Source organism: Streptomyces stelliscabiei (genome assembly GCF_014873495.1).
Lineage (GTDB): Bacteria > Actinomycetota > Actinomycetes > Streptomycetales > Streptomycetaceae > Streptomyces > Streptomyces bottropensis.
On the sequence record NZ_JADBGF010000001.1, the window covers coordinates 2148886 to 2175608 of the forward strand.

At 72.4% G+C, this 26723-nt stretch carries 25 protein-coding genes; 8 read left to right on the forward strand and 17 right to left on the reverse strand.

Annotated features, from left to right (window positions below; genetic code table 11):
- The gene (locus tag H4687_RS09370) at positions 1-795 is read left to right on the forward strand and encodes an FAD:protein FMN transferase (protein WP_046916193.1); all 795 of its coding nucleotides are present in this window, start codon (positions 1-3) and stop codon (positions 793-795) included.
- 265 nt (positions 796-1060) lie between these two features.
- Here H4687_RS09370 and H4687_RS09375 read toward each other — a convergent pair whose 3' ends face one another.
- Genes H4687_RS09375 through argC form a run of 5 tightly spaced genes read right to left on the reverse strand, consistent with a single transcriptional unit; the run spans position 1061 to position 5906 of the window.
- The gene (locus tag H4687_RS09375; protein ID WP_046916194.1) at positions 1061-1597 is read right to left on the reverse strand and encodes an arginine repressor; all 537 of its coding nucleotides are present in this window, start codon (positions 1595-1597) and stop codon (positions 1061-1063) included.
- A 7-nt stretch (positions 1598-1604) separates the two neighbouring features.
- Positions 1605-2822 carry an acetylornithine transaminase gene (locus H4687_RS09380; RefSeq protein ID WP_046916195.1) on the reverse strand — a complete coding sequence of 406 codons (1218 nt, stop codon included), beginning with the start codon at positions 2820-2822 and terminating at the stop codon, positions 1605-1607.
- Positions 2819-3727, reverse strand: coding sequence for an acetylglutamate kinase (gene argB / locus H4687_RS09385; RefSeq protein WP_046916196.1), 909 nt, complete (start codon positions 3725-3727; stop codon positions 2819-2821). The genes H4687_RS09380 and argB overlap by 4 nt, the downstream gene beginning before the upstream one ends.
- Complete coding sequence (gene argJ / locus H4687_RS09390; RefSeq protein WP_046916197.1) at positions 3724-4878, reverse strand: bifunctional glutamate N-acetyltransferase/amino-acid acetyltransferase ArgJ; 1155 nt, start codon at positions 4876-4878, stop codon at positions 3724-3726. The genes argB and argJ overlap by 4 nt, the downstream gene beginning before the upstream one ends.
- The gene (gene argC / locus H4687_RS09395) at positions 4875-5906 is read right to left on the reverse strand and encodes an N-acetyl-gamma-glutamyl-phosphate reductase (protein ID WP_046916198.1); all 1032 of its coding nucleotides are present in this window, start codon (positions 5904-5906) and stop codon (positions 4875-4877) included. Before argC ends, argJ begins: the two co-directional genes overlap by 4 nt.
- A gap of 153 nt (positions 5907-6059) precedes the next feature.
- Here argC and H4687_RS09400 point away from each other — a divergent pair, with 153 nt between their 5' ends.
- On the forward strand, positions 6060-6800 hold the full coding sequence (locus H4687_RS09400; RefSeq protein ID WP_046916199.1) for a VOC family protein: 741 nt from the start codon (positions 6060-6062) through the stop codon (positions 6798-6800).
- A 23-nt stretch (positions 6801-6823) separates the two neighbouring features.
- Here H4687_RS09400 and H4687_RS09405 read toward each other — a convergent pair whose 3' ends face one another.
- Both H4687_RS09405 and H4687_RS09410 read right to left on the reverse strand, forming a co-directional pair.
- A complete protein-coding gene (locus H4687_RS09405) occupies positions 6824-8350 on the reverse strand; it encodes a hypothetical protein (RefSeq protein WP_046916200.1) in 1527 nt (508 codons plus the stop codon).
- 138 nt (positions 8351-8488) lie between these two features.
- Entirely contained in the window at positions 8489-8893 is a 405-nt protein-coding gene (locus tag H4687_RS09410; RefSeq protein ID WP_046916201.1) for a DUF5997 family protein, read from the reverse strand.
- A gap of 81 nt (positions 8894-8974) precedes the next feature.
- Here H4687_RS09410 and H4687_RS09415 point away from each other — a divergent pair, with 81 nt between their 5' ends.
- A complete protein-coding gene (locus H4687_RS09415; RefSeq protein ID WP_167358640.1) occupies positions 8975-9751 on the forward strand; it encodes a LysR substrate-binding domain-containing protein in 777 nt (258 codons plus the stop codon).
- Positions 9752-9858: 107 nt separating this feature from the next.
- On the opposite strand, the gene H4687_RS09420 is transcribed toward H4687_RS09415, so the two are convergent.
- Positions 9859-12342 carry an alpha-L-arabinofuranosidase C-terminal domain-containing protein gene (locus H4687_RS09420; protein ID WP_046916203.1) on the reverse strand — a complete coding sequence of 828 codons (2484 nt, stop codon included), beginning with the start codon at positions 12340-12342 and terminating at the stop codon, positions 9859-9861.
- Between the two features lie 153 nt (positions 12343-12495).
- Between H4687_RS09420 and H4687_RS09425 the strand changes: the two genes are divergently transcribed.
- A complete protein-coding gene (locus H4687_RS09425; protein ID WP_046916204.1) occupies positions 12496-12945 on the forward strand; it encodes a DUF6314 family protein in 450 nt (149 codons plus the stop codon).
- 9 nt (positions 12946-12954) lie between these two features.
- Here the strand turns inward: H4687_RS09425 and H4687_RS09430 are convergent, their stop codons facing one another.
- The 3 genes from H4687_RS09430 to H4687_RS09440 form a co-directional block, all read right to left on the reverse strand.
- Entirely contained in the window at positions 12955-13530 is a 576-nt protein-coding gene (locus H4687_RS09430) for a histidine phosphatase family protein (RefSeq protein ID WP_046916205.1), read from the reverse strand.
- 105 nt (positions 13531-13635) lie between these two features.
- Positions 13636-14073 carry a GNAT family N-acetyltransferase gene (locus H4687_RS09435; protein ID WP_046916206.1) on the reverse strand — a complete coding sequence of 146 codons (438 nt, stop codon included), beginning with the start codon at positions 14071-14073 and terminating at the stop codon, positions 13636-13638.
- 17 nt (positions 14074-14090) lie between these two features.
- The gene (locus H4687_RS09440; protein ID WP_046916207.1) at positions 14091-15536 is read right to left on the reverse strand and encodes an aminotransferase-like domain-containing protein; all 1446 of its coding nucleotides are present in this window, start codon (positions 15534-15536) and stop codon (positions 14091-14093) included.
- Here H4687_RS09440 and H4687_RS09445 point away from each other — a divergent pair.
- Together H4687_RS09445 and H4687_RS09450 are read left to right on the forward strand one after the other, a co-directional pair.
- Positions 15535-16542: a DMT family transporter gene (locus H4687_RS09445; protein ID WP_046916208.1), complete on the forward strand. Its 1008-nt coding sequence runs from the start codon at positions 15535-15537 to the stop codon at positions 16540-16542. The two genes, H4687_RS09440 and H4687_RS09445, sit on opposite strands and share 2 nt — an antisense overlap.
- A gap of 101 nt (positions 16543-16643) precedes the next feature.
- On the forward strand, positions 16644-16841 hold the full coding sequence (locus H4687_RS09450) for a DUF1918 domain-containing protein (RefSeq protein WP_037701681.1): 198 nt from the start codon (positions 16644-16646) through the stop codon (positions 16839-16841).
- Positions 16842-16863: 22 nt separating this feature from the next.
- Here the strand turns inward: H4687_RS09450 and H4687_RS09455 are convergent, their stop codons facing one another.
- Complete coding sequence (locus tag H4687_RS09455) at positions 16864-18102, reverse strand: glycoside hydrolase family 10 protein (RefSeq protein WP_046916209.1); 1239 nt, start codon at positions 18100-18102, stop codon at positions 16864-16866.
- 194 nt (positions 18103-18296) lie between these two features.
- On the opposite strand from H4687_RS09455, the gene H4687_RS09460 reads away from it, so the two are divergent.
- Together H4687_RS09460 and H4687_RS09465 are read left to right on the forward strand one after the other, a co-directional pair.
- Positions 18297-19172 (forward strand): 3-hydroxybutyryl-CoA dehydrogenase, encoded by an 876-nt coding sequence (locus H4687_RS09460; RefSeq protein WP_005485318.1) that lies wholly within the window; start codon positions 18297-18299, stop codon positions 19170-19172.
- A gap of 191 nt (positions 19173-19363) precedes the next feature.
- Positions 19364-19621, forward strand: a complete 258-nt coding sequence (locus H4687_RS09465; RefSeq protein WP_046916210.1) for a hypothetical protein — start codon at positions 19364-19366, stop codon at positions 19619-19621.
- On the opposite strand, the gene H4687_RS09470 is transcribed toward H4687_RS09465, so the two are convergent.
- From H4687_RS09470 to pheS, 5 genes are all read right to left on the reverse strand, one after another.
- Complete coding sequence (locus tag H4687_RS09470) at positions 19622-20167, reverse strand: NUDIX domain-containing protein (protein ID WP_046916211.1); 546 nt, start codon at positions 20165-20167, stop codon at positions 19622-19624.
- Positions 20168-20265: 98 nt separating this feature from the next.
- Positions 20266-21606: a hypothetical protein gene (locus tag H4687_RS09475; RefSeq protein ID WP_046916212.1), complete on the reverse strand. Its 1341-nt coding sequence runs from the start codon at positions 21604-21606 to the stop codon at positions 20266-20268.
- A 221-nt stretch (positions 21607-21827) separates the two neighbouring features.
- A complete protein-coding gene (locus H4687_RS09480) occupies positions 21828-22742 on the reverse strand; it encodes a PP2C family protein-serine/threonine phosphatase (protein ID WP_046916213.1) in 915 nt (304 codons plus the stop codon).
- A gap of 284 nt (positions 22743-23026) precedes the next feature.
- Entirely contained in the window at positions 23027-25540 is a 2514-nt protein-coding gene (gene pheT, locus H4687_RS09485; RefSeq protein ID WP_046916214.1) for a phenylalanine--tRNA ligase subunit beta, read from the reverse strand.
- Complete coding sequence (pheS, locus tag H4687_RS09490) at positions 25540-26661, reverse strand: phenylalanine--tRNA ligase subunit alpha (RefSeq protein WP_046916215.1); 1122 nt, start codon at positions 26659-26661, stop codon at positions 25540-25542. Before pheS ends, pheT begins: the two co-directional genes overlap by 1 nt.
- Positions 26662-26723 lie beyond the last annotated feature (62 nt).

Sequence of the window (26723 nt, forward strand, 5' to 3'; positions counted from 1 at the left end):
ATGGCCGAACCCGTCGGGGCCGCCGCGCCCGCCCAGCTGCGGCACGCCGAGGAGGTCATGGGCACCGTCTTCTCCTTCGACGTCCGAGGAGGGGAGCCCGCCGCGATCAGGGCCGCGCTCGACGAGGCGGTGGCCGGGCTGCACGCCGTGGACGAGGTGTTCAGCACCTATCGCGAGCACAGTCAGATCTCCCGGCTCGCCCGGGGCGAGGTGACGATCGAGGAGTGCGCCCCCGAGGTCGGCGAGGTGCTCGAACTGTGCGCCGAGGCCGAGCGGCTGAGCGGAGGCTGGTTCAGCGCCACCTACGAGGGCCGCTTCGACCCGACCGGCCTCGTAAAGGGGTGGGCCACCGAGCGGGCCGCCCGGCTGCTGGCGGAGGCCGGGGCGACCGGGGTGAACGTGAACGGGGGCGGCGACGTCCAGTTGTGCGGTGTGCCGGGATCTGAGCGGCCGTGGCGCGTCGGTGTGGCGGACCCCCTGCGCCCCGGAGGGCTCGCGGCGGTCGTCACCGCGGCCGGTGCGGACCGTCTGGCGGTGGCCACGTCCGGCACGGCCGAGCGGGGCGCGCACATCGTCGACCCCCGTACGGGGAAGTCCGCCGTGACCGACCTGGTCTCGGTGACGGTGGTGGCTCCCCGTCTGACCTGGGCGGACTGCTGGGCGACGGCCGCGTTCGCCATGGGTTCCCGCGAGGGCCTGGCCTGGCTGGAGTCCCTCGACGACACCGAAGCGCTCCTCATCACGGCGGGCGACGAGGTCCGCTGCACGAGAGGCCTGGCCGCGCGGCTGGGCTGAGCGGGGTGGTGCCGGGCCGGGCGGGAACCACCAAGGGCGCGCGGGGTGCCGCCGCGCCCGTCCGTGCCGGCCCAGCGGCACGACCGCCCGCGGCCGGGACGGACGGGGAAGGGGGCGAAGCCCCTTTTCAGGGGCGCGGGGAACTGCGCGAGCGGCCACGACGTACCCGTGGCCGGCCACTCCCCGGGCATCCCCTTCGGTGACCGCTCCACCTCCGCCGACGCCCCGGAGTCGCTCCTCGGCCTCCGCGCCCCGTCAGTGCCCCTCAGTGCCCGTTCTGCGCCAACCTCAGCAGGTGGTCGGCCAGGGCCTGTCCGCCCACCGGGTCCCGGCTGATCAGCAGCAGCGTGTCGTCACCCGCGATCGTGCCCAGGATGTCGTGCAGCTCCGCCTGGTCGATGGCCGAGGCCAGGAACTGGGCCGCGCCCGGCGGGGTCCGGAGCACCACCAGGTTCGCCGAGGCCTCCGCGGAGATCAGCAGCTCCGCGGAGAGCCGCCGCATCCGCTCCTCCTTCGCCGACTCGCCCAGCGGCGCCCGGGGGGTCCGGAAACCCCCCTCGCTCGGCACCGCGTAGATCAGGTCGCCGTCGTTGTTGCGGATCTTCACCGCGTTCAGCTCGTCCAGGTCCCGGCTGAGGGTCGCCTGGGTGACGCTCAGCCCGTCGTCGGACAGCAGCTTCGCCAACTGGCTCTGCGACCGCACCGGTTGCCGGTTGAGGATGTCCACGATCCGCCGGTGGCGTGCGGTGCGGGTCTGCGGCACGGCGGGCCCCGCCTGGTCGTGCTCCTGCGCCTGGCTCATCGTCGTCTCATTCTCCGGCTCGTCCGTCCCCGCTGGCTTCATGGGCCGCCCGCGCCGCGTCGAGGATGCCCGGCAGCGCCCGGAGGAGGGCGTCCACCTCCGCGTCCGCGACATTGAGCGGCGGCATCAGCCGTACGACATCGGGGGCGGGCGCGTTCACCAGGAAACCGGCGTCCTGTGCGGCCTGTTGCGCCAGGGGCGCGAGCGGCTCGGTGAGCACGATACCCAGCAGGAGGCCCGCGCCTCGGACGTGGTCGATCATCGGGTCCCCGAGGGACTCGATTCCGTCGCGCAGTTTCTCGCTCTGCCGCTTGACGTTCTCCAGCAGGTTCTCGGCCTGGATGGTCTCCAGGACGGCGAGTCCGGCGGCGCAGGCGACCGGGTTGCCGCCGAAGGTGGTGCCGTGCCCGCCGGGCCGGAACAGGTCCGCCGCCCGGCCGAAGGCGACGGTCGCGCCGATCGGCAGTCCGCCGCCGAGGCCCTTGGCCAGGGTGACGACGTCGGGCAGGACGCCCTCGTGCGCCTGGTACTCGAACCAGTGCCCGGTGCGGCCGATGCCGGTCTGCACCTCGTCGAGGACGAGGAGCGCGCCCTTGGCGGCCGTGATGGCGCGCGCGGCCTTGAGGTAGCCGGGCGGCGGGACCACCACGCCCTTCTCGCCCTGGACGGGCTCGATGATGACGAGGGCCGTCTCCTCGGTGACCGCGGCGGCCAGGGCCTGCGCGTCGCCGTAGGGGACGTGGGTGACGTCGCCGGGCAGCGGGTGGAAACCGGTCTGCTTGCCGGGCTGGCCGGTGAGGGCGAGCGCGCCCATGGTGCGGCCGTGGAAGCCGCCCTCGGTGGCGACCATGTGGGTCCGCCCCGTGAGCCGGCCGATCTTGAAGGCGCCCTCGTTGGCCTCGGCCCCCGAGTTGCAGAAGAAGACCTTGCCGTCGCGGCCGAAGTGCTCCAGGAGCCGTTCGGCCAGAGCGACCGGCGGTTCGGCGATGAACAGGTTGGAGACATGGCCGAGCGAGGCGATCTGGGTGCCGACGGCCTCGACGACCGCCGGGTGGGCGTGGCCGAGCGCGTTGACCGCGATACCGCCGACGTAGTCGAGGTACTCCTTGCCGTCGGCGTCCCACACCTTGGTTCCCGCGCCCCGGACGAGCGAGAGCTGCGGGGTGCCGTAGTTGTTCATGAGCGAGCCCCGCCACCGCCGGCTCAGCTCTTCGTTGGCGGTCATGCGGCGTCTCCCTCTTCCGCATCCGGCACGACCATCGTGCCGATGCCTTCGTCGGTGAAGATCTCCAGCAGGATGGAGTGCTGGACCCGGCCGTCGATGACCCGGGCGGTCTGGACGCCGTTGCGTACGGCGTGCAGGCAGCCCTGCATCTTCGGCACCATGCCGGAGGACAGGTCCGGCAGCAGCTTCTCCAGTTGGGAAGCGGTGAGGCGGCTGATCACCTCGTCGCTGTTCGGCCAGTCCTCGTAGAGGCCCTCGACGTCCGTGAGGACCATGAGGGTTTCGGCGTCAAGAGCAGCAGCGAGTGCCGCAGCCGCCGTATCAGCATTGACGTTGTAGACATGTCCGTCGTCCTGGCTACGGGCGATCGACGAGACGACCGGGATGCGGCCGTCGGCGAGCAGTGCCTCGATCGCGCCCGTGTCGATCGCGGTGATCTCGCCCACCCGCCCGATGTCGACCAACTCCCCGTCGATCTCGGGCTGGTGCTTGATGGCGGTGATGGTGTGCGCGTCCTCGCCGGTCAGTCCGACGGCGAGCGGTCCGTGCTGGTTGAGCAGGCCGACCAGTTCGCGCTGGACCTGTCCGGCCAGCACCATGCGGACGACGTCCATGGCGTCCTCGGTGGTGACGCGCAGGCCGGCCCGGAACTCGCTGACGATGCCGTGCCGGTCGAGGGCGGCGCTGATCTGCGGGCCGCCGCCGTGCACGACGACGACGTTGAGGCCGGCGTGGCGCAGGAAGACGACGTCCTGGGCGAAGGCGGCCTTCAGGTCCTCGTCGATCATGGCGTTGCCGCCGAACTTGATGACGACCGTCCTGCCGTTGTGGCGGGTCAGCCAGGGGAGCGCTTCGATGAGGATCTGGGCCTTGGGGAGGGCGGTGTGCTTCCGCGTGGTGCTCATGAGGAGTACGCGCTGTTCTCGTGGACGTAGTCCGCGGTCAGGTCGTTGGTCCAGATGGTGGCCGTCTCGGACCCCGCGGCGAGGTCGGCGACGATGTGCACCTCGCGGTAGCGCATGTCGACCTTGTCGCGGTCCTCGCCGACGCCGCCGTTCTTGCAGACCCAGACGCCGTTGATGGCGACGTTGAGCCGGTCCGCCTCGAAGGCGGCGGACGTGGTGCCGATCGCGGAGAGGACCCGGCCCCAGTTCGGATCCTCGCCGTGCAGGGCGCACTTGAGCAGGTTGTTGCGGGCGATGGAGCGGCCCACCTCGACGGCGTCGTCCTCGGTCGCGGCGTTCACGACCTCGATCCTGATGTCCTTGCTGGCGCCCTCGGCGTCCCGGATCAGCTGCTGGCCCAGGTCGTCGCAGACCGCGCGGACGGCCTCGGCGAACTCCTCGTACCCCGGGGTGACCTGGGCGGCGCCGGAGGCGAGCAGCAGCACGGTGTCGTTGGTGGACATGCAGCCGTCGGAGTCGACGCGGTCGAAGGTCGTGCGCGTCGCGGCGCGCAGGGCGCTGTCGAGCGCGTCGCTCTCCAGGTCGGCGTCGGTGGTGAGGACGACGAGCATGGTGGCGAGGCCGGGCGCGAGCATGCCGGCGCCCTTGGCCATCCCTCCGACCGTCCAGCCGTCCCTCGTCACGACGGACGTCTTGTGCACGGTGTCGGTGGTCTTGATGGCGATGGCCGCCTTCTCACCGCCGTGCTCGGAGAGCTGCGCGGCGGCCTGCTCGACGCCCGGGAGCAGCTTGTCCATGGGCAGGAGTACGCCGATGAGGCCGGTGGAGGCGACGGCGATCTCGCCCGCGTTGTGGCCGTCGAGGACCTCCGCGGCCTTCTCGGCGGTCGCATGCGTGTCCTGGAAGCCCTTCGGGCCCGTACAGGCGTTGGCGCCACCGGAGTTGAGGACGACGGCGGAGACCTGGCCGCCCTTCAGCACCTGCTCGGACCAGAGGACCGGCGCGGCCTTCACCCGGTTGGAGGTGAAGACTCCGGCGGCGGCGAGTCGGGGTCCGGTGTTGACCACGAGGGCCAGGTCCGGGTTGCCGTTCTCCTTGATCCCGGCGGCGATGCCCGCCGCCGTGAATCCCTTGGCTGCCGTCACGCTCACGGTGCGACTCCGATCGTGGAAAGCCCCGTCGTCTCGTGGAGTCCGAGGGCGATGTTCATGCTCTGGAGGGCGCCACCGGCGGTGCCCTTGGTGAGGTTGTCGATGGCGCTGATCGCGATGACGCGGCCCGCCGCCTCGTCGTACGCGACCTGGATCTGAACAGCGTTGGAACCGTAGACGGACGCCGTGGCGGGCCACTGCCCCTCGGGGAGCAGATGGACGAACGGCTCGTCGGCGAAGGCCTTCTCGTACGCGGCGCGCACGGAGTCGGCGGTGACACCGGGCCGGGCCTTCGCGCTGCACGTGGCGAGGATGCCGCGGGGCATCGGCGCGAGGGTCGGCGTGAAGGACACGGAGACCGGCTCGCCGGCGACTCCGCCGAGGTTCTGCATCACCTCGGGCGTGTGCCGGTGGCCGCCGCCGACGCCGTACGGGGTCATCGACCCCATGACCTCGCTGCCCAGCAGGTGCGGCTTGGCCGCCTTGCCCGCGCCGGAGGTGCCGGAGGCGGCGACGATCACGGCCTCGTTCTCGGCGAGGCCCGCCGCGTACGCCGGGAACAGGGCCAGGGTGACGGCCGTGGGGTAGCAACCGGGCACCGCGATGCGCTTGGACCCCTCCAGCGCGGCACGGGCGCCCGGAAGTTCGGGGAGACCGTAGGGCCAGGTCCCGGCGTGGGGCGAGCCGTAGAAGCGCTCCCAGTCCGCCGGGTCCTTGAGCCGGAAGTCGGCGCCCATGTCGACGACGAGCACGTCCGGGCCGAGCTGTTCGGCCACGGCGGCGGACTGCCCGTGCGGCAGCGCGAGGAAGACCACGTCGTGCCCGGCCAGGGCCTTGGCGGTCGTCTCCTGGAGCACCCGGTCGGCCAGGGGCAGCAGATGCGGCTGGAGCCCGCCCAGCCGCCGGCCCGCGTTCGAACTGCCGGTCAGCGCACCGATCTCCACCTCGGGATGCGCGAGCAGCAGGCGCAGCACTTCGCCGCCCGCATAACCACTCGCTCCCGCCACCGCCACACGTACCGCCGCCATGGAATCCTCCTCCTGGATGGCATGACTATACGTTTCGCTGCACGTTTATGCAATCTTTGAGGAGGTTGCGGGGGTGCCGCGGCTGAAAAGCGCGCTGTCGATCGGCGGCGACGGCGCGGAGGCCGCCCTGGAGCGTTGCATAGGATCGTCGGCATGGTTCTGCGACCTGTCCAGGTGAACATCAAGGCGGTGGACGACTCGGCGATCGGCCGGTTCTGGGCGCAGGCGCTCGGCTGGGGTGTCTCCGGCTCGGGATCGGGCGCGACCGCCGCCAAGCCCGTCGGCTTCGACTGGCGGGAACCGGTCGGTGTGTGCGTCGACGTCATCGCCGTGCCGGAAGCGAGAACGGCCACGAAGAACCGTGTGCACCTCGATCTCGCCACCACCTCCGCGGCCCATCAGGCGGAGCTGGTCGAGCGTCTGCTGGCTCTCGGCGCGACGCACGCCGACGTGGGCCAGGGCGAGGTGCCGTGGACGGTCCTCGCCGACCCGGAGGGCAACGAGTTCTGCGTGCTGGAGCCCCGGGAGGTCTACCGGGACACCGGACCCGTCGCGGCGGTGGTGGTCGACTGCGTGGACCCGCGGGTCATGGCCCGGTTCTGGGGCGCGGCGACGGACTGGACCCCGCGCGAGGTGACCGACGACCTCGCGGCGCTGCGGTCCGCCGACGACACCGGCCCGTATCTGGAGTTCCTCCGCACGCCCGGTACGAAGACCGTGCCGGACCGCGTCCATCTCGACCTGCTGCGGTTTCCCGACGACGACCACGAGGCGGAGGTGGCCCGGCTGCGGGCCCTCGGCGCCACCGACCTCGACGTCGGCCAGGGCGAGGTTTCGTGGCGGTGCCTGGCCGACCCGGAGGGGCACGAGTTCTGCGTTCTCGCCCGCTCCTGACGCGGGGACGAGGCGGGCTCGGTTCACCGGGGCGCCGGCTCGCGCGCCAGCCTCTCCATCTCGGCGGGCGGGAGCGAGGGGTTGGCGGCCGCGGCTTCGGCCACCTCCGGGTCGGGGTCGGTCAGCAGCTCCGTGACGACCTGGGGCGGGAGCGCCGGATGCCCGGCGGCGAGGGGTCTCGCCCGCTCGTCCGCCAGGCAGGCGAGCAGGGCCGGGGCCGTCGCACGGGGGTGGCGGGCGATCTCGCGGAAGGCCCGCCGCGCCGGGGGGCTGTGCCGGGACAGGTGCTCCAGCAGCGCCGGGGTGGCCTCCGGGTTGGCGGCCACCTGGGCGATGACCTGGACTCCGTGCCGGTCGACCATGGTCCGCAACCGCGCTTCGCCGAGGCCGGGGTGCGCGGCGACGGACTTGGCGACCTTGGCGTCGGGGTCGTCGGCCAGCACGGCGCCGACCGGGTCCGGCAGATCACGCCGTCGCGCCAGGAGCATGCGTACGACCGCGTCCGGCGACCCCGCCAGCTCCTCCACCTCGGCGGACGTGGCGGCGGCGATCCGCGGCAGCAGGGTGCTGCCGATCCTGGTGGTGGCGGCCAGGCGGGTGAGCACGTCGAGCGGCACCCGCGGGTTGTGCGCGAGCGCGCGCCGGACGTCGGGGGAGGTGTCCTCGGCAAGCGTGCGCATCAGGGTGCCGTCGATCGCGGGGTTCTCGGCGAGGTCGGCACGCACGCCGGGGGTGGGGTCCTCGGCGAGCCCGGCGTACGCCTGCGGGGGCAGGCCGGGGCGGACGGCTAGCGCCCGGCGCAGGACCATCGAGGGGTGACCGGCGAAGCCCGCGACGGCCCCGGCCGGTGTGGCGGGGTTCTCCAGGGCCGCCCCGAGTATGTCCAGCGCGGTGGATTCGTGGGTGCCGTCGCAGGAGGCGCCGGAACGCAGATCGCAGTCGTCCCGCGGGCAGTTCGGGCTGTGCGTGAACGGCGGCTCCTCGCGGTCGCACACCAGGCAGTGCCGCGCGGGCGGCAGTCCCTCGCCGCTGACGAGCGCCGCCAGCACGTCCGGCGGCGTCGCCTCGTTGGCCGCCGCCGCCCGGCGGACCTCGGCATGGGGATGCGCGGCGAGCCGGGCGGCCGTGTCCGGCGCGACCCACAGGGCCAGCTCCACGACCACCCGTACGTCCCGGTCCGCGGCGAGGGTCTCCACCACGTCCGGCGGCAGACCGGGGCAGGCGGCCAGCTTCTCCCGGTGCTCGACCACCGGATCCGCCGCCAGGCGGCGGGCCCACTCGGGGTCGCCGGCCTCCTCGTCGAGCAGGGCGAGGGCGACGAGCGGCTGTGCCGCGGGGTCGACGTCGGCGGCTGTCAGCATGCCCCGGTACGCCAGGTGCACACCGTTCAGCTCGCTCCGCGAGGCCAGTCGGAGCGTCTGCGCCCGGCTGAGGTCCGCTCGTCCGGCGAGGTGGTGGTCGATGTCGTCGTCCGCCAGCACGACCAGCCGGTCCACCAGCTCGGTCGGCAGGGCCGGATTGGCGGCAAGCCCGCACAGGAGAGGGTCCACGGGGGCATCCTGCCCCGGGGCCCGGCCGGACGGCCTAAGAATTTCCGCCCCGCGGGAACCCCTCAGCCGGAGGACCACCTGCCACCGACGTAGGGCCGACGGCGAGTGACCACCGGCGTGGGGCGAGCGGCGAGCAGGTCAGGAACGACGGTCGTCCGACTGGGCCGCCCGCTCCGCCTCGCGCTTCCTGAGACGGGCGCCTTCCTTGCGGACCTCGGCCTGGGTGGCGCGCTCCTTCTTGAGCCACTCGGGGCTGTCCTGCCGCAGGGCCTCGATCTGCTCGGTGGTGAGGGCCTCGGTGACTCCGCCGCGGGCGAGCCCCGCGATGGAGACGCCCAGCCGCTCGGCGACCACGGGGCGGGGGTGCGGGCCGTTGCGGCGCAGCTCCTCCAGCCAGGCGGGCGGGTTCGTCTGGAGCGCGGTCAGCTCGGCGCGGGTGACGACGCCCTCCTGGAACTCGGCGGGCGTGGCCTGGAGGTACACACCCAGCTTCTTCGCCGCCGTGGCGGGCTTCATGGTCTGGGTGGTCTGGTGCGACGTCATGGGTCAAGGGTATCGACCGTGTGCCCGACCTCCGACCACGGCCGGTGCCGGGGCCGGGCCCCCGCCCGTTAGCCTGGTCCCGTGACAGGCTCGGAAGCATCCCCTTCGTTCCGGCTCGCGTACGTCCCGGGAGTGACGCCCACCAAATGGGTGCGGATCTGGAACGAGCGGTTGCCCGACGTCCCCCTGACCCTCCTCCAGGTGTCCCCCGCCGAGGCGTTCGGCCTGCTGCGGGACGGCGGCGCGGACGCCGGGTTCGTACGGCTGCCGGTGGACCGTGACGACCTCAGCGCGATTCCTCTCTACACCGAGACCACCGTCGTCGTGGTCCCCCAGGACCACGTCGTCGCGGCGGTCGACGAGGTGACCACCGGCGACCTTGCGGACGAGGTCGTGCTGCACCCTCTCGACGACACCCTCGGCTGGGAGCGGCCGCCGGGAGAGCCGGCGTTCGAGCGTCCCGCCACCACGGCGGACGCGATCGAGCTGGTGGCGGCCGGGATCGGGCTGCTGGTCGTCCCCCAGTCGCTGGCCCGGCTCCACCACCGCAAGGACCTCACCTACCGCCCGGTGACGGACGCCCCCGAGTCCCGCGTCGCCCTGTCCTGGCCGCAGGACGCGACGACCGACCTGGTCGAGGACTTCATCGGCATCGTCCGGGGCCGCACGGTCAACAGCTCACGGGGCCGCGCGAAGCCCCCGGAGGAGAAGAAGCCGCAGCAGAAGGCCAAGCGCACCGGAACCGGCACCGGGACGGGCACGGGCAAGCCGACCGCCCGTAACCCCCGGGGCGGCTCGTCCGGCGGCAGAGGCGCCAAGAGCGGCGGCAGGCCCGGAAAGCCCCGCCGCCGCTCGTAGACGCCCTGGATGGACCCCGGGGCCGGACCCCTGATCCGGGCCCGGGGCGCGGGCCCGGATCAGGGGCGCGGGGGAACCATGCGACCAGCTCCCGCGCACCCGAACCGTCACCGCTCCTTGATCCGCAGGAACGTCACGGAGTTCGCCGGAAACGTGTAGCTGAACTTCTCGGCCACCCCGCCGAACGTGGACCTCACCGGCGCGACCGGGGTGGCCGTCTGCGTGTTCACCGCGTCCGGCGCGGCCGTCAGCGTGGTCACGTGAGCGGTGGAACGCACCCGCGCACCCCCGAGGTCGATGGCCGTACGCGCCGCCGTCGGCTGTGCGTTGACGACCTTGACGATCAGTTCGCCGGTCTTCGCGTCACGGGTCACCACCTGCCGGAACGGCTCCGCCGGCTTGTCGTCGGTGAAGCTGCCCCACTCCTTGCCGTCGAGCAGCAGGGTCACCTGCCGCCCCCGCACCTTGACCTCGACGTCGTACGTACGGCCCGTCTCGATCGTGCCCGGCTTGGAGATCAGCGAGGACTTGCCGCCGTCCACGGCCTGCTCGACGGCGCTGGTGGTGTTGTTCCAGCCGCCGAGGTTCCACCAGTAGTAGTTGCCGGTGTCCTTGACGCCGAAGGCGACGAGGAAGCCCTCCTTGCCCGCCTGCTTGGTGGCCTTCACCTTCAGGTCGTAGTCGTGCCAGGCGGTGTCCCCGGCCGACACCATGGTGTTCTCGGCGGCCACGTCGGTCTGGGTGTACCGGCCGTCCTGGATGCTCCAGCTGCCCCTGCCGGTGTGCGTCCACTTCGAGGCGTCACCGCCGAAGTCGTCGGTGAACAGGGTCGTGCCGTCGGCCGAGGTCACCTTCACGTCGTCGTACGCCGCCGTCGTCGCCCAGGTGGACAGGCCCACGGCTCCGGTGATGGGGCCGGAGAGCGCCGGCGTCCCGGTGGCCGTCGACGGCACCACGCGGTCGCCGACGTTGTTCATGAACAGCTTCTGGGTCTCGTAGTTGGCGGAGTTCCAGGACGCGTGGTTGTTGAACCAGATCATGTCGGGGCTCCACTGCACGTAGTCCTCGTTGGCGAGGAGCGGTGCGTAGGAGGCGAGCTTCACGATGTCGGCGTTGCGCTCCAGACCGGTCATGAACGCGGCCTCGGAGAGGGCGTTCTTGAAGGCGTTGCCCTGGGAGGCGTACTCGCCGAGGAAGACCTTCGGACCGCCGCGGTCGTAGGAGTCGTAGCGGTCGTTGTTCTGGAGGAACCACTGCGGGCTGTTGTAGTAGTGCTCGTCGACCATGTCGACGTCCGCCTCGCGGTTCAGCTTCCACGCGGTGTCGAAGACGGTGCCCGTGTCGTCCGGCCCGGAGTTCGAGATCACCTTGATGTCGGGGTACTTCGCCGCGATGGCGGCCCGGAACTTCTGGAAGCGGGCGAAGTACTCGTTCGGCAGGTTCTCCTCGTTGCCGACGGCGAGGTGGGTGAGACGGAAGGGCTCGGGGTGGCCCATCCGTGCCCGCTTGCCGCCCCACTCGCTGGTCACGGGGCCGTTGGCGAACTCGATGAGGTCGAGGGTGTCCTGGATGTGCCGCTGGAGCAGGGCCTCGTCCTCGGTGGCCCGGTTCTGGCCGCAGCCGGTGACGAGGGCGGGCACCACAGGCAGCGGCATCGCGCCGATGTCCTCGGAGAACTGGAAGTACTCGTAGTAGCCGAGGCCGTAACTCTGGTTGTAGCCCCAGAAGTTGGAGTTGGTTGCGCGCTGCTCGACGGGGCCGATGGTGTCCTTCCACTGGTACGCGCGCTTGCGCTCCCAGCTCGAGGCCGCGCTGTAGTCCTGCATGGAGCCGGTGTTGACGAGGCAGCCGCCGGGGAAGCGGACGAAGCCCGGCTTCAGTGCGGCGATCTTCTCGGCGAGATCCTCGCGCAGGCCGTTCTTGTGACCCTTGTAGGTGTCGCGCGGGAAGAGGGAGACCTCGTCGAGGGCGGCGGCCCCGGCGGTGGCGACGGTCAGCCGGCCGGTGGAGCTGGTCCGCGTCGCCCCCAGACGGACCTTGTACTTGGCCCAGCCGCCCTTGACCGTGACCTGGTCGGCCTCGGCGAGGGGGCCGTCGGCGTCCTGGAGGGTGACGGTCAGCGTCGTACGACTGTCGGCGCGCGCCCACACCGAGAAGTCGTACCTCTCGCCCGCCTCGACGCGGACCCCGGTGTTGTAGCCGGCGTTGGTGACGGACGAACCGGCGCCCAGGGAGAGGTAGTTGCGGTTGCGCTCGTTGAGCCGGCCGGCGTCGTTCACGACCTGGGCGGTGCCGTCGACGGCCCAGGAGGTGAGGGGGGTGTAGGCGCGGTTGTCGGCGGTCGAGTACTCGAAGGACCGGTTCTGCACCAGCTCGGCGTAGAGACCGCCGTCGGCGGCCCGGTTGATGTCCTCGAAGAAGACGCCGTACATCGTGTCGTCGATCGTCGCGCCCCGGGCGGACGGGTCGACGGTGATCGCGTAGTCGGTGACGTCCTCGGCGTGCGCGGGCGCCGTGACGGAGGCGGCGGCCACCAGGAAGGCGGTGGCGGTGAGGCCGAGTCTCCAACGGGTGCGGGTGCTGCGTGACATGAATACTCCGCGGCTCGGGGTGGGGGCATGGAGTGGTTCGAAATATCAGACAATGATCAGCACATCGAACGGCAAGATAGGGAGGTGAGCTGATCAGCGTCAACGGGTCGCACAGCACCGAAAGTGTCGGAAGGGCCGGAAGTGAAGGGACGGATGGGCGATTTCCTGCCAGTTCGCGATGCACTGGGGTACCTCGCCGGAAGCTGGCGGGTCCTGCGATCCGTGCGGGACCTCACCAGCGGGGCGGAGGGGGAGTTCACGGGCAGGACTGTTTTCAGCCCGCTGAACGACGGCGGGCTGCTCCACCGGGAGACCGGAACTTTCGTGTGGCAGGGCGCCCCCCGTCCCGCCGAGCGCACGCTCCGCTTCCTGCCGGGCCCCGTCCCCGGCACGGCGGACGTCCGCTTCGCCGACGGCCGCCCCTTCCACGACCTGGACCTGACCTCAGGCCACTGGCAGACGGACCACCCGTGCGTCGCCGATCTCTACCGGGGCGAGTTCGAGGTCCACGACGAGGACCACTGGCGGACGATCTGGCGGGTCGGCGGCCCCGCGAAGGACCACGTCCTGGTCACCGCCCTCACCCGCGACCGCACACCGTGACGGACACGCCTACCGCGCGGCGCCCAGCCGCAGGTTCCAGCGGCCGGCGTGGCCCGCGACCGTGAGCGTCGACAGGGGACCGATGTCCATGTTCCAGTACGACGACGGCGGGGCCTTGAGCACGTAGACGAGGGCGGCGCGCAGCACGGACGGCTCGGCCACCGCGACGATACGGCAGCCCTCGTCGGCGGGCCGGGTTTCGAGCCAGCCGCCGATACGCGAGATGAAGGTGATCAGCGACTCCCCGCCGTGCGGCGTGGAACGCGGGTCGGCGAGCCAGGCGTCCACGGCCGAGGGCTCCCGCGCCATGGCCTCGCCGAGCGTGAATCCGCGCCAGCGGCCCATGTCGCAGTCCCGCAGCGCGGGCTGGGCCAGTGGGGCGTAGCCGAGGGCGTCCCCGGTGGCCCGGCTGCGGGGTGTGGGTGAGCAGTAGCGCAGTTCGGCCGCCGCCAGGGGCCCCAGCTCATGGGCGGCGCGCTGCACTTCGTCCCAGCCGGCCTGGTCCAGCGGCCGGTCGTCCTCGAAACGTTCCGCGAGCAGCGAGGAGCAGCGCGCGGCGGCGACGAACGTGACCCGAAGTGGCATGCGGCGATGGTGGAACGGGAGACTGCGCAGGTCAAGAGGCGTTACTCAGGAGTTACCCGAGGTATTTCGCCGCACACCCCGAGCAGTCGTCACCGCATCCGGACCTCACTCGAGCACCAGCGCCATCCACCGGTCGGGCTGGGCGAGCGGCTCGAACCCGAGCTTCGCGTAGACACCGTGCGCGTCGTGCGTGGCGAGCAGGACGCGCCGCAGTCCGTACGGCAGCAGGTGGTCGCGCACGGCCGCGATCAGGGCGGTGCCCAGCCCCTTCCCGCGCACCGCGGGGTCGACGTACACATCGCAGAGCCACGCGAAGGTGGCCCGGTCGGTCACCACCCGCGCGTACGCGACCTGCTCCCCCGAACCCGTGTCGTACACCCCGAAGTTGAGGGATCCCCGCATCGCGCTGTCCTGCTTCTCGCGGGGGCGGCCGAGGGCCCAGTACGCGTCGGTGGACAGCCATCGGTGGACCCGTCCGACGTCGATACGGTCGGGGTCGTCGGACATCTCATAGCCCTCGGGGAGGGCCGGCTCGTCGCTCATGGCTGGACGTTCGCAGGTCACAGGCCCGCTGTCGATCCGTTTACGGCCACCCTCAGCCGACGCACCCCTTCCGCGATCTCCCCCGCCCCCGCGACACCCGCGAAGCTCAACCGCAGGTGTCCGGCCGGGGGTTCGGCGCTGAAATAGGGGCGGCCGGGGGTGACGGCGACGCCCGCCCGCAGGGCCGCGGCGACCAGAGCGGGCTCGTCGGTGCCGTCGGGCAGGCGCAGCCACAGGTGGTAGCCGCCGGAGGGGATGTGGGGCAGGGCGAGTTCGGGCAGCCGCATCCGCAGCTCGGTGGTCAGCGTGTCCCGGCGGTTGCGCAACTCCCTGGAGACCGCGCGTAGATGGCGGGGCCAGGCCGGTGAGCCGACGAGTTCGAGGGCGGCTTCCTGGAGGGGGCGCGGTACGAAGAAGGTGTCGACGACCTGGATGGCGCGCAGCCGTTCCAGGACCGGCCCCCGGGCGGCCAGGGCGCCCACCCGGAAGCTGGGCGAGGTGGCCTTGGTCAGCGAGGAGACGTGCACGACCACGCCGTCGGGGTCGTGGGCCGCCAGCGGCTCGGGCAGGGGTCCGGCGTCCTCGTGCACCAGCCGGCGGACGAAGTCGTCCTCCACGACGAAGGCCCCCGCCTCCCGGGCGATCCGCAGCACCTCGCCCCTGCGGTCCACCGCGAGGGCGGCGCCGGTGGGGTTCTGGAAGAGCGGCTGGCAGACGAAGACCCGGGCGCCGGAGGCCTTGAACGCGTCGGCGAGCAGGGCGGGCCTGACCCCGTCCGCGTCCACCGGCACCGGCACGGGCCTGAGTCCGGCCGCCCGCGCGATCGCCAGCATGCCCGGATAGGTGGGCGATTCGACGAGGACCGGCGCTCCGGGCGGCGCGAGGGCGCGCAGGGCGGTGGTCAGGGCGGACTGGCCGCCCGCCGCGACGATCACCTCGGCCGCGGTGATCGCACCGCCGATGCTCCGCGCGAACCACTCCCGCAGCTCCGGCACACCCTCGACCGGCGGCCGGGCCCACACTCCGGGCCTGCGGCCGGCTCTCGACAGGGCGGCGCCCATGGCCTGCTCCGGCTGCAGGGACGGGTGCAGATAGCCGCTGTTGAACTCGATCACGCCGGGCGGCGGGGAGGCGAGGGAGACCAGCACGCCGGAGGCGTCCACCGTGCGGGGCGACGGCTCGGCACTGCCGTCCGCGCTCAGCGCGACCTCCTGCCAGGAGGTGTCCCCCACGGTCGCCGCCCGGCCCTCGCGCGGCCACGCCCGGAAGGCGCCCGCCCCCGGCCGGGTCACCACGAGCCCCTCGGCGGCCAGGCGCGCCAGGGCCCGCGAGACGGTCACCGGGCTCACCCGGAAGCGCTCGACGAGCGCCCGGCTCGACGGCAGCTTTCCACCGGGTGAGTAGCGGTCCAGCTCCCTGCGCAACTGTTCCGCCAGTTCCGCACCACTGCTACGCTCTTGCATGAGAGTAGAGAGTAGCGCTATCGCCCAGGGTTCAGTAGCGGTGGACGGCAGTCCGGCACCCGGTGGGCCACCGCCGGGTCCCACCGGTCCACGACCGGCAGCCCGCACCGCGACCCGGTCCGCCGCCCCTGCCGCGAGCGGCCCTCGCCCCCGCACCGGCGGCACCCTCCAGGCCGCCCTCGGCGTCACCGCCTTCTCCCTCACCTTTCCGGCCACCGCCTGGGGACTGGAGGGCTTCGGCCCCTGGTCCCTCGTCGCCGTGCGCAGCGTCCTCGCCGCCGTCATCGCGGGAAGCTGTCTGCTGGCTCTGCGGGTGCGGCCACCCGCCCGCCGGCACTGGGCGGGGCTCGCGGTCGTGGCCGCCGGTGTCGTGCTGGGCTTCCCGCTGCTGACGACGCTCGCGCTGCGGACCTCCACCACCGCGCACGCCGCCGTGGTGGTCGGCCTGCTCCCGTTGACGACGGCCCTGTTCTCGGCGCTGCGCATGGGGACGCGCCCCTCGCGCACCTTCTGGACCGCCGCCCTCGCCGGGGCCGCCGCCGTCATCGCCTTCACCGTGACGCAGAGCGGCGGCGCGCTGACATCCGCCGACCTCTATCTCTTCGGCGCCCTGCTGGTCTGCGCGGCCGGCTACACCGAGGGCGGCCGGCTGGCCCGGGTGATGCCCGGCTGGCAGGTCATCGGCTGGGCCCTGGTGCTGTGTCTGCCGCTGAGCGTGCCGGGCGCCCTGCTGGCCCTGGCCCACGAGCCGGTCCAGCTGACCGCGCACAGTGTGGCCGGGCTGGTGTGGGTGGCGGCCGGGTCCCAGTTCCTGGGGCTCGTCGTCTGGTACCGGGGCATGGCGGCGATCGGCATACCGAAGGCCAGCCAGTTGCAGCTCGCGCAGCCGCTGCTCACACTGGTGTGGTCGGTGCTGCTCCTCGGTGAGCAGCTCACCCCGGCCGCGCCCCTGACGGCCGCCGCCGTGCTGGTCTGCATCGCGGTCACCCAGCGTTCCTCCGCCTGAGGGCGTCTGAGAGTCCGTCGCGCACACCGGTCCCACCGGCGCCGCCCGCAATAGACTGCGGTCACGGACCGCCACTCCCGTGCGAGACGAGGAGGCCCCCGATGCAGGCAGCTGTAGGCGACACCCTGCTGGTGCACGGCAGGACCGTCGGGCACCACGACCGGACCGCCGAGGTCCTGGAGGTGCTCGGCCATGACGGGAACCCGCCCTACCGGGTCCGGTTCGAGGACGACGGGCACGAGGCACTGATGTCCCCGGGCCCGGACACGGTCGTCCGGCACCCCGGGGACCCGAGGTAGCGATCGCCCCCGTCCGCACGCGTCAGCGCGGTGGCTTCGCCGGCCGCTGGTAGTGGTCGGCGACCACGCGTGCCATCGCGCCGATCGCGTCGGTCCTGACCTCCCTGGCCGAGAAGAAGACGTGTCCGCGCGCCTCCGGGACGTCACGGGCGAGGGCGAGGTGCCTGGACAGCTCGGCCGGGTCCTGCCAGGCCGCGGGCTGCGCGGGGTCGCCCGCCTTGTACAGGGCCTCCCCGAGGTACAGGCGTGTCCCGCTGTCCCGCGCGGTCTCCGCCCACCAGGGCAGCAGCTTGGCGTAGTCGGCCGGGGCGAAGCCGATGTTCCAGTACAGCTGCGGCACCACGTAGTCGATCCAGTTCTCCCGGACCCAGGTCCGTGTGTCCGCGTGCAGGTCGTCGTACGTCTGCACGCCCGCCCGGGTGTCCGAGCCCCGCTCGTCGGTCTCCGCGTTGCGCCACACCCCGAAGGGGCTGATCCCGAACTGGGTGCCGGGGCGGACGACCTTGATCTCCGCCGCCGTCTCCCGGACCAGCCGGTCGACGCTGTCGCGCCGCCAGGCGGCCCGGTTGGGGAAGCTCCCGCCGTACCGGTCGTACGCCGCGTCGTCGTCGAAGACCTGGCCGGCCACCGGGTACGGGTAGAAGTAGTCGTCGAAATGCACGGCGTCGACCGGGTACTTCCGTACGGCGTCGAGCATGGCCGTGCGCACGAAGGCGCGGACGGCGGGGATGCCGGGGTTGTAGTGCAGCCTGCCGCCGTAGGGGACGACCCAGCTCGGGTTCCGGCGGGCCGGGTGCGAGGCGACGAGACGGGTCGGGTCGGCGTGCAGGGCGATCCGGTAGGGGTTGAACCAGGCGTGCAGTTCCAGGCCCCGGGCGTGGGCCTCCTCGACCGCCGTGCCGAGCGGGTCCCAGCCGGGGTCCTTGCCCTGGGTACCGGTGAGGTACTGCGACCAGGGCTCGTGCGGGGAGGGCCAGAGCGCGTCGGCGGTGGGGCGGACCTGGAACATCACCGTGTTGAGGCGGCGGGCCACGGCGGTGTCGAGGTGGGTGAGGAGTTCGGCGCGCTGTCGGGCGGCGGTCAGGCCGGGTGCGGAGGGCCAGTCCCGGCCCGCGACGGTCGCCAGCCACATCCCGCGCATCTCGCCCTCGGCCGCCCTGCGGCGGGGGCCGGACCCACCGGCGATGGCGGTACCGGCCGCCGCACCCCCGGCCGCCACGAGCGTCGCCGCCGCGGTCGCCCAGAACGCCCGTCGTGACATGCGTGGCTTCCGATGCATCGCCCACCTCCGCGTACCGCTTCCCGCGTGTCCGCACCGTCGCGGACCGGTCCCCGGCCAGCCTTCCACGGGGCACCCGGAATACTGATCGGTAGCCGTCACGGGTAACGTGCGGGTGTGGCGCAGGACCGCACCGGAGGTATCTGCCACGCACGTGGACCAGTGAAAGGGACGATGTGACGGACTTCCCGACGGCAGATCTCGCACGAGTCGGAGTCGTGGGCTGCGGCCAGATGGGAGCGGGCATCGCCGAGGTGTGCGCCCGCGCCGGACTGGACGTGAAGGTCGCCGAGACCAGCGGCGAGGCCCTGGAGATCGGTCGTACCCGGCTGTTCAACTCCCTGTCCAAGGCGGCCGAGCGCGGCAAGATCACCGAGGCGGACCGGGACGGGACCCAGGCGCGCCTCAGCTTCACCACCGACCTCGGCGAGTTCGCCGACCGTGACCTCGTCATCGAGGCGGTCGTGGAGAACGAGCAGGTGAAGACGGAGATCTTCCAGGTGCTCGACCAGGTGGTGACCCGCCCGGACGCGATCCTCGCCTCCAACACCTCCTCCATCCCGCTGGTGAAGCTCGCGGTCGCCACCTCGCGGCCCGACCACGTCATCGGCATCCACTTCTTCAACCCGGCCCCCGTGCAGAAGCTCGTCGAGCTGATCCCGGCGCTCACCACCTCCGAGGGCACCCTCAGCCGGGCGCAGCTGTTCGCCGAGAAGGTGCTCGGCAAGCACGCCGTGCGCGCCCAGGACCGCTCGGGCTTCGTCGTCAACGCGCTGCTTGTGCCGTATCTGCTCTCCGCGATCCGGATGTTCGAGTCGGGCATCGCGGGCCGTGAGGACATCGACAACGGCATGGAGCTGGGCTGCGCCCACCCCATGGGACCGCTGAGGCTCTCCGACCTGATCGGTCTGGACACCATCGTCTCCATCGCCAACTCGATGTACGAGGAGTACAAGGAGCCGCTGTACGCCGCTCCCCCGCTGCTCCAGCGCATGGTGGACGCGGGCAGGCTCGGCCGGAAGTCGGGGTCGGGCTTCTACTCGTACGCCTGACTACGGACGGTCAGTCATCTCGTCCCCGACGGGCCCGGCACCGGGAAGGTGCCGGGCCCGTCGTATTCACACACCGTGTGCGCGGCGGACACGCATATGCCGTTCGCACACTCTCCCCACGCGCCCACCTGGCGAGTTGACTTCCGTTGCGCACACAAGGGACGAGGACGACTACAGAAGGGAGCGGACTCGTGGCCATCGACCCCGAGCATCCCGTGCACCACGGCGAACTCGCAGAGTTACGCCGCCGCCTGGATGTGGCGCACACACGCGTCGAAGGAGGGCTGACCCTGCTGAGCCACCGCGCCGAACAGAGCGCCAAGGAACTGGACGACCTGAACACCCGGGTCGTCACCCTGGAGCACGCCCGCTGGCCCCTGCCCGCGGTGGCGGCCCTCACGGCCCTGGGCGCCCTGGTGGTGTCCGTCTGGCAGGCGCTGGGCCGTTAGCTAGGACCTGGCGTCCTGCCCGAGACGCAGGTGGTGCAGCAGGAGCAGGGCGGCCGCCATGTTGGCGGCCGGGACCTCGCCGCGGGCGACCAGGTCGGGAACGAGCTTGAGGGGAACCCATTCCCTGCGGTCCGACTCGAAGTCGTCCACCGGATGACCGACGTACGCGCCCTCGTCGGCCCAGTAGATGTGGTGCCGCGCGTCGGTGAGCCCGTTGGAGGGCTCGACGCTCATCAGGTGGCGCAGGGGTCCCGGCCGCCATCCGGTCTCCTCCTCCAGTTCACGGGCGGCGGCCTCGGCCACGGCCTCGCCGTCCTCGACGACGCCCGCCGCGAGTTCCCACCCCCAGCTGTCGGTGATGAAGCGGTGCCGCCACAGCAGCAGCACCTCGTTGGCCTCGTTGATCACGGTGGCCACGGCCACGGGCCGCAGCCGTATCAGGAAGTGGTCCAGGCGCCGCCCGTCCGGCAACGCGACATCCGCGAGATTGACGCTGAACCAGCGGTTCGAGTACACAGTTTGTTCGCTCTGTTTCGTCCACTGCATGGTTCTGCCACCTTCCGCCGAGTAAGTGGCAATATCGCAGCAGGAGCTGGGTGACAGCAGGCGCACAGGCGGTGCACGGCCGCGCCCCGCGCGCGGTGTCAGAGCGGTACGCGCAGTGCTCCGTCGATGAGTTCGGCGGCCTCCGAGGTCCCCGCGCAGCCGTTGCGCACGAGGTGTTCGCGCACCGCCCGCAGTCTGTCCCGCAGGCGCATGGACTCCATTCCCCGTGCTCGTTCGGCCATTTCCACGGCGGTGGCCACCGCCTTGTCCGCGTTGCCCTGCCGCAGCTCGATCTGGCTGAGCATCGCGAGCCGGTGCACCCGGCCCCGGTCGTGCGCCGGGGTATCGACGGCCGCCGTCGCGTGCTCCGCCGCGGCGGTCAGATCCCCGAGACTGAGCAGCGCCTCCGCCACCTGTACGTTCACCAGACCGGGTTGGACATAGCCGGTCTCATCCGGTTCGTGGCCGGGCCGGATGTGCTCGGCGGCCTGCTCGGCCCGCCGGATGCAGGACAGGGCGCTCGTACCGTCGCCCAGGTGTGCGTACGCCTTCGCCTGCATCGCGTAGAGGTCGGAGGAGAGCGCCGGGGTGATGTGCCGGCCCGCGGTCCGCAGCGCCGCCTCGGCGAAGGCGACGGCCTGCCGGTGCTCCCGCATGAACAGCGACTGGTTGACGAGGAGCGCGATGACATAGGCGCCGAGCCCCCGGTCGCCGCTGGCCTTCGCCAGCCGCAGGGCCTGGTGGAAGTACCGCTGGGCCAGCCCGTGGGCGTCGGAGTCGTACGCGCAGATCCCGGCGATCGCCACCAACCCCCCGGTGGCCCGGTGCAGTTGGCGCCCGGTGGCGTCGGTGTAGCTGCCCCGCAGCATCGGCGCGGCCTCCGCGTTGAGGAACCCGACGATCCGGGTACGCGTGGCGACGCCCCCGGCCTTGCGGTACATCTGCTCGTAGTGCGCCCGGGCCGCGCGCAGCATCTCGATGTCGGCCATGCTGACGCGGTGCCGTCCGCCGCGCGAGACGTCGACGTCCTCCGGCGGGTTCTCCCACTCCCACACCGGCATCACGGCGGGTGTGCCGGTGACGGCGGGGGCCCCGAGGACGTGCGGGCGCTGCTGCTCGTCGGAGCGCCACAGGGCGGTGGCGCGCTCCACGAAACCGGAGAGGCCGGCTCCGTGCTGGGAGATCAGCTCGCCGGGCACGCCGAGCCCGATGTCGTCGAGGGTGACCGTCCGGTGCAGCCGCCCGGCGAGCACCTCGCAGATCAGGTCGGGCACCTGCCCGCGCGGCCGCTGGCCCTTCAACCACCGGGCCACGGCGGTGTGTTCGTATCTCAGCGCGAGCCCCCGGGCCCGCCCCGCCTGGTTGACATGCGCGGCGAGACCGGCGTGGGAGACACCGGCCTCGTCGAGGATCGCGTCGAGCAGGGTGTTGGGCTGCATGGGGGCCCTCCGGTGGCTCGGTGCCGGCGCATCGCAGCGTAGCGCCTCCCGTTTCACACGGGGTGTGAAGGGAATGCCCGGATTCGGGCTGTGCGCGCGCTGTCGCGGAGAGTTCCGGACCGGTTGACTGAAATGCCTCGCAAGAGGCCGGCCGGGCCGCCGGCTCCCCCTCGTACAGTGCGGTGGCCCTGCCGGGACGCTCCGTTCGAGGCGCCGGGCGACTAAGGAGTGGGAGCGAGGGGCGAGGTGTCGGCCGCGGTTCGACCCTGCCCCGTCGCGGCGTTCCGCGCGCCCCTGAGGGTGAGCGGACGTTCGTTGCGAAGGACCAGTATCGCGATGTCGTCCTTGGGGCGTCCCCCCGCGTGGCGCAGGAGCTGGGTGAACACCGCGCGGAGTACCGCCCGGGGGAGGACCGGGCGGCCTCGTACGGCTTCCGTCAGCGCGACGGCCAGGGGAAAGAAGCGGCCCTGGCTGTCCCTCGCGTCCTCCACGCCGTCCGTGTGCAGGAACAGCGCCTCGCCCGGGAGGAGTCGGCCGCAGGCGGTGACCGGGAGTTCGGCGGGCAGCGGGAAGAGCCCGAGCGGGGGCAGGGGATCGGCGCGGGCGACCGGTGTCGCCCGGCCGACACCGAGCAGGTACGGCCAGGGATGGCCGCAGTTCAGGGCGTGGAGTACGCCGTCCGGGGTGATCTCCAGGAGGAGGACGGTGACGAAGTCCTCGGTGTCCTCGGTGTCCTCGACGCGGGCGCGGTCGCGGTCGCGCAGATGCCGGGCGAGGGCGCGGTCGAGGCGGGCGAGGACCCCGGCGAGTTCGGCCTCGTCGTGGACGGCCTCGCGGAAGCTGCCCAGCACGGCGGCGACGGTGCCGACCGCGGCGATGCCGTGCCCCCGTACGTCGCCCATCACCACGCGGACGCCGTGCTCGGTGGCGATCACCTCGTACAGGTCGCCGCCGACCCTCGCGCCCCGGTCGGCGGGGAGCTGCGCGGCGGCGGTGGCCAGTCCGTCGATCCGCGCGGGCAGAGGCCTGAGCAGCACGCTCCGCGCGGCGCCCGCGGCCTCGCGTGCCTGCCGCACTTCCCGCAGCATCACCTGCCTGGCGTGCAGCAGCAGCCCGGTGCCGGCCGCGAGGCACACGGCACCACCGGCGATCCGGGCCCCGACACGGGCGGACCGCCGACCGAACAGCCCGCGTCCCCGGGACCATGTCCTACGAGGAAGCCCAGCCCTGACTCGAATCATGCCGTTGGCCCCCCATCAGGCCCGGACAGCGCGTAGACCCCAGAGAGGCCGGTCCGATTCTGTCCACCGGCCGGCCCGTCAGGCGAGTCCGCCCGAGATTGTCACCCGAACGAGTGAGGTGACCCTCCGCGCCCCCGGACGGGTGACCGAGCACTCGTCCAGGGGCGCGGGGAAGGCGTCTAGCTCCGCAGCACCGCGCCGGTGCGCTCGCCCGCGAGGGCGACCGCCGCGTCCCGGGCCGCCGAGGCCTCGTCCACGGTCAGCGTCCGGTCCTCGGCACGGAACCGCAGCGCGTACGCCAGCGACTTCCGCCCGTCACCGAGCTGCTCCGCGTTCTCGTAGACGTCGAACAGCCGGATGCCCTCCAGCAGTTCGCCCGCCCCCTCGCGCAGCGCGGCCTCCACGTCGGCGTGCGGCACGAACGCGTCGACCACGAGCGCGACGTCCTGCGTGGCGACCGGGAAGGAGGAGATGCGCGGCGCCTGCGGGGTGCTGTCCCCCACCTGCTCCAGGGCGTCCACGTCGATCTCCATCGCGGCGGTACGGGCCGGCAGTCCGAGCGCCTTGAGCACCCGCGGATGCAGTTCACCGGCGTGGCCGACGACCCGCTCGACGCCGTCCGCCACGATCACGAACTCGGCGCACCGGCCCGGGTGCCAGGGACCGTACTGGCCCTTGCGGACGATCAGTTCGGCACCGGCCTCGCGGGCGACGGCGCGGCCCGCCTCGACGGTGTCGGCCCAGTCGGCCGGACGGCCCCGGCCCCACCAGCCGGCCTGCTCACGGGCCCCGGCGACGACGACGGCGACGTGGCGCGGCTGCTCGGGCAGCACGGCGTTCAGCGACGCGATCTCCTCGTCGGTGGGCCGGCGGTCGACCGGCAGCGCGACGGCGACCCGCTGCTCGCCCCGCGGGAGGAACACCAGCCCGGTCTCGAACAGGGCCAGGTCGTGCGTGCCCCGGCCGTCGTTGCGCCGCAGCGCGCCCAGCAGACCCGGCAGCAGCGACGTGCGGAGCGCGGGCTCCTCGTCCTTGAGCGGGTTGGTCAGCCTGACGACACGGCGGGCCGGGTCGTCGGCGTCCAGGCCGAGCTGGTCGAAGACCTGCTCGCCGATGAACGGGTAGTTCGGCGCCTCGACGTACCCGGCGCCGGCCAGCGCGCGGCCGACGCGGCGGTGCAGCCGCTGCCGGTGGGTCAGGCCCCGGCCCGAGGGGGGCTTGGGGAGGGTGGAGGGCAGGTTCTCGTAGCCCTCCAGGCGGATGACCTCCTCGGCGAGGTCGTTGACCTCGGTGAGGTCGGGCCGCCAGGACGGCACGGTGACGATCAGGTCGTCCTGGCCGTAGACGTCGCAGCCGACCTCCTGGAGGCGGCGTACGACGATCTCGCGGCCGTACTCGACGCCCGCGACCCGGTCCGGGTGGTTCGCCGGCATGCTGATCGTGTGCGGCGCGGACGGGGCGATCACCTCGGTGACACCCGCGTCGGCGGTGCCGCCCGCGAGGAGCACGAGCAGGTCGACGGTGCGCTGGGCGGCGGCGGCCGCGGCCAGCGGGTCGACGCCGCGCTCGAAGCGGCGGGACGCCTCCGACGACAGCTTGTGCCGGCGGGCCGTGCGCGCGATGGCGACCTGGTCGAAGTGGGCGGCCTCGATGACGACGTCGCTGGAGGCGTTCTCCAGATCGTCGTGGTCGGCGATCTCCGTGTTGGCGCCGCCCATGACCCCGGCGAGGCCGATGGGGCCGCGCTCGTCGGTGATCACCAGGTCCTCGGCGTGCAGGGTACGGGTGGTGCCGTCGAGGGTGACGATCTTCTCGCCCTCCTCGGCCCGGCGCACCCCGATCGTGCCCTGGACCAGGGAGCGGTCGTAGGCGTGCAGCGGCTGGCCCAGCTCCATCATCACGTAGTTGGTGATGTCGACGGCGAGCGAGATCGGGCGCATGCCGACCTTCTGCAGCCGGCGCTTGAGCCAGATCGGGGAGCGCGCCTCGGGGTCGAGACCGGTGACGGTGCGGGCGGTGAAGCGGTCGCAGCCGAGCGGGTCGGAGACCTGGACGGGGTGCCCGAACGCGTTCGGGCCGGGGACGTCGAGGAGCGCCGGGTCGCGCAGCGGCAGGCCGTAGGCGATGGCGGTCTCGCGGGCGACGCCCCGGATCGACAGGCAGTCGCCGCGGTTGGCGGTGACGGCGATGTCGAGGACCTCGTCGACGAGTTCCAGCAGCTCGATCGCGTCCTTGCCGACCTCGGTCTCCGGCGGCAGCACGATGATGCCCTTGGTGCCGTCGTCGCCCATGCCCAGCTCGTCGCTGGAGCAGATCATGCCGTGCGAGTTGCGGCCGTAGGTCTTGCGGGCGGAGATGGCGAAGCCGCCGGGCAGTTCGGCGCCGGGGAGGACGACCACGACCTTGTCGCCGACGGCGAAGTTGCGGGCGCCGCAGACGATCTCCTGCGGCTCGCCGGTGCCGTTGGCGGTGCCGACGTCGACGGTGCAGAAGCGGATGGGCTTCTTGAACTCCGTCAGCTCCTCGACGGTCAGCACCTGACCGACGACCAGGGGGCCCTTGAGGCCGTCGCCGAGCTGCTCGACCGTCTCGACCTCCAGTCCGGCCGAGATGAGCTTGGCCTGGACGTCACGGCCGGTCTGGGTGGCCGGCAGGTCGACGTACTCCCGCAGCCAGGAAAGCGGGACCCGCATCAGATCTCCATCCCGAACGGCCGGGTGAACCGGACGTCACCCTCGACCATGTCTCGCATGTCTTCGACGTTGTGGCGGAACATCAGCATCCGCTCGATGCCGAACCCGAAGGCGAAGCCGCTGTACTTCTCCGGGTCGACACCGCAGGCGGTGAGCACCTTGGGGTTGACCATGCCGCAGCCGCCCAGCTCGATCCAGCCCTCGCTGGAGCAGGTGCGGCAGGGGCGGTCGGGGTTGCCGACGGACTCGCCGCGGCAGACGTAGCACACCATGTCCATCTCGGCGGACGGCTCGGTGAACGGGAAGAAGTTCGGCCGCAGCCGCGTCTTCATGCCCTCGCCGAACAGCGCCTGGACCATGTGGTCCATGGTGCCCTTGAGGTCGGCCATGGTGAGGCCCTCGTCGACGGCCAGCAGCTCGACCTGGCGGAAGACCGGGGTGTGCGTGGCGTCCAGCTCGTCGGTGCGGTACACGACACCGGGGCAGATCACGTACACCGGCAGCTCACGGCTCAGCAGCGAGCGGATCTGCACGGGCGAGGTGTGGGTGCGCAGCACGACGCCGGACTCGGTGCCGCCCTCGGGGCCCTGCACGAAGAAGGTGTCGGCCTCGCCGCGGGCCGGGTGGTCCGGGCCGATGTTGAGGGCGTCGAAGTTGAACCACTCGGCCTCGACCTGGGGGCCCTCGGCGACCTCGTAGCCCATGGCCACGAAGACGTCCTCGATGCGCTCCGACAGGGTGGTGAGGGGGTGGCGGGCACCGGCCGGTACGCGGTCGTAGGGCAGCGTGACGTCCACCGCCTCCTCGACCAGTACCCGGGCGTCCCGCTCGGCCTCCAGCTCGCTCTGGCGGGCCGCGAGGCCCTTGTTGACCGCGCCCCGCGCCTGGCCGACCAGCTTGCCTGCGGCGGCCTTGGCCTGCGGGGGCAGTGCGCCGATCTCGCGGTTGGCGAGTGCCAGCGGGGAGGTGCCGCCGGTGTGGGCGACCTTGGCCTCCTGGAGCGCGTCGAGGGAGTCCGCGGCGGCGAAGGCGGCGAGCGCCTCGTCCCGCATGCGCTCGATCTCTTCCGGTTTCAAGGCCTCGACCTCTACAGGGTCGTACGACTTATTCGGTGCCGACATCTCTTCCCGTGCTTCCGATTGGCTGACTGAAGGTCCCCGTGACCGGCGCTCAGGGCCGTGTG

Excerpts from the sequence above, each read along its gene's own strand:
- H4687_RS09370 (WP_046916193.1), top strand. The coding sequence starts at position 1 with ATGGCCGAACCCGTCGGGGCCGCCGCGCCCGCCCAGCTGCGGCACGCC.
- H4687_RS09375 (WP_046916194.1), bottom strand. The coding sequence starts at position 1,597 with ATGAGCCAGGCGCAGGAGCACGACCAGGCGGGGCCCGCCGTGCCGCAG.
- H4687_RS09380 (WP_046916195.1), bottom strand. The coding sequence starts at position 2,822 with ATGACCGCCAACGAAGAGCTGAGCCGGCGGTGGCGGGGCTCGCTCATG.
- argB (WP_046916196.1), bottom strand. The coding sequence starts at position 3,727 with ATGAGCACCACGCGGAAGCACACCGCCCTCCCCAAGGCCCAGATCCTC.
- argC (WP_046916198.1), bottom strand. The coding sequence starts at position 5,906 with ATGGCGGCGGTACGTGTGGCGGTGGCGGGAGCGAGTGGTTATGCGGGC.
- H4687_RS09400 (WP_046916199.1), top strand. The coding sequence starts at position 6,060 with ATGGTTCTGCGACCTGTCCAGGTGAACATCAAGGCGGTGGACGACTCG.
- H4687_RS09410 (WP_046916201.1), bottom strand. The coding sequence starts at position 8,893 with ATGACGTCGCACCAGACCACCCAGACCATGAAGCCCGCCACGGCGGCG.
- H4687_RS09420 (WP_046916203.1), bottom strand. The coding sequence starts at position 12,342 with ATGTCACGCAGCACCCGCACCCGTTGGAGACTCGGCCTCACCGCCACC.
- H4687_RS09425 (WP_046916204.1), top strand. The coding sequence starts at position 12,496 with ATGGGCGATTTCCTGCCAGTTCGCGATGCACTGGGGTACCTCGCCGGA.
- H4687_RS09430 (WP_046916205.1), bottom strand. The coding sequence starts at position 13,530 with ATGCCACTTCGGGTCACGTTCGTCGCCGCCGCGCGCTGCTCCTCGCTG.
- H4687_RS09435 (WP_046916206.1), bottom strand. The coding sequence starts at position 14,073 with ATGAGCGACGAGCCGGCCCTCCCCGAGGGCTATGAGATGTCCGACGAC.
- H4687_RS09445 (WP_046916208.1), top strand. The coding sequence starts at position 15,535 with ATGAGAGTAGAGAGTAGCGCTATCGCCCAGGGTTCAGTAGCGGTGGAC.
- H4687_RS09440 (WP_046916207.1), bottom strand. The coding sequence starts at position 15,536 with ATGCAAGAGCGTAGCAGTGGTGCGGAACTGGCGGAACAGTTGCGCAGG.
- H4687_RS09450 (WP_037701681.1), top strand. The coding sequence starts at position 16,644 with ATGCAGGCAGCTGTAGGCGACACCCTGCTGGTGCACGGCAGGACCGTC.
- H4687_RS09455 (WP_046916209.1), bottom strand. The coding sequence starts at position 18,102 with ATGTCACGACGGGCGTTCTGGGCGACCGCGGCGGCGACGCTCGTGGCG.
- H4687_RS09470 (WP_046916211.1), bottom strand. The coding sequence starts at position 20,167 with ATGCAGTGGACGAAACAGAGCGAACAAACTGTGTACTCGAACCGCTGG.
- H4687_RS09475 (WP_046916212.1), bottom strand. The coding sequence starts at position 21,606 with ATGCAGCCCAACACCCTGCTCGACGCGATCCTCGACGAGGCCGGTGTC.
- pheT (WP_046916214.1), bottom strand. The coding sequence starts at position 25,540 with ATGCGGGTCCCGCTTTCCTGGCTGCGGGAGTACGTCGACCTGCCGGCC.
- pheS (WP_046916215.1), bottom strand. The coding sequence starts at position 26,661 with ATGTCGGCACCGAATAAGTCGTACGACCCTGTAGAGGTCGAGGCCTTG.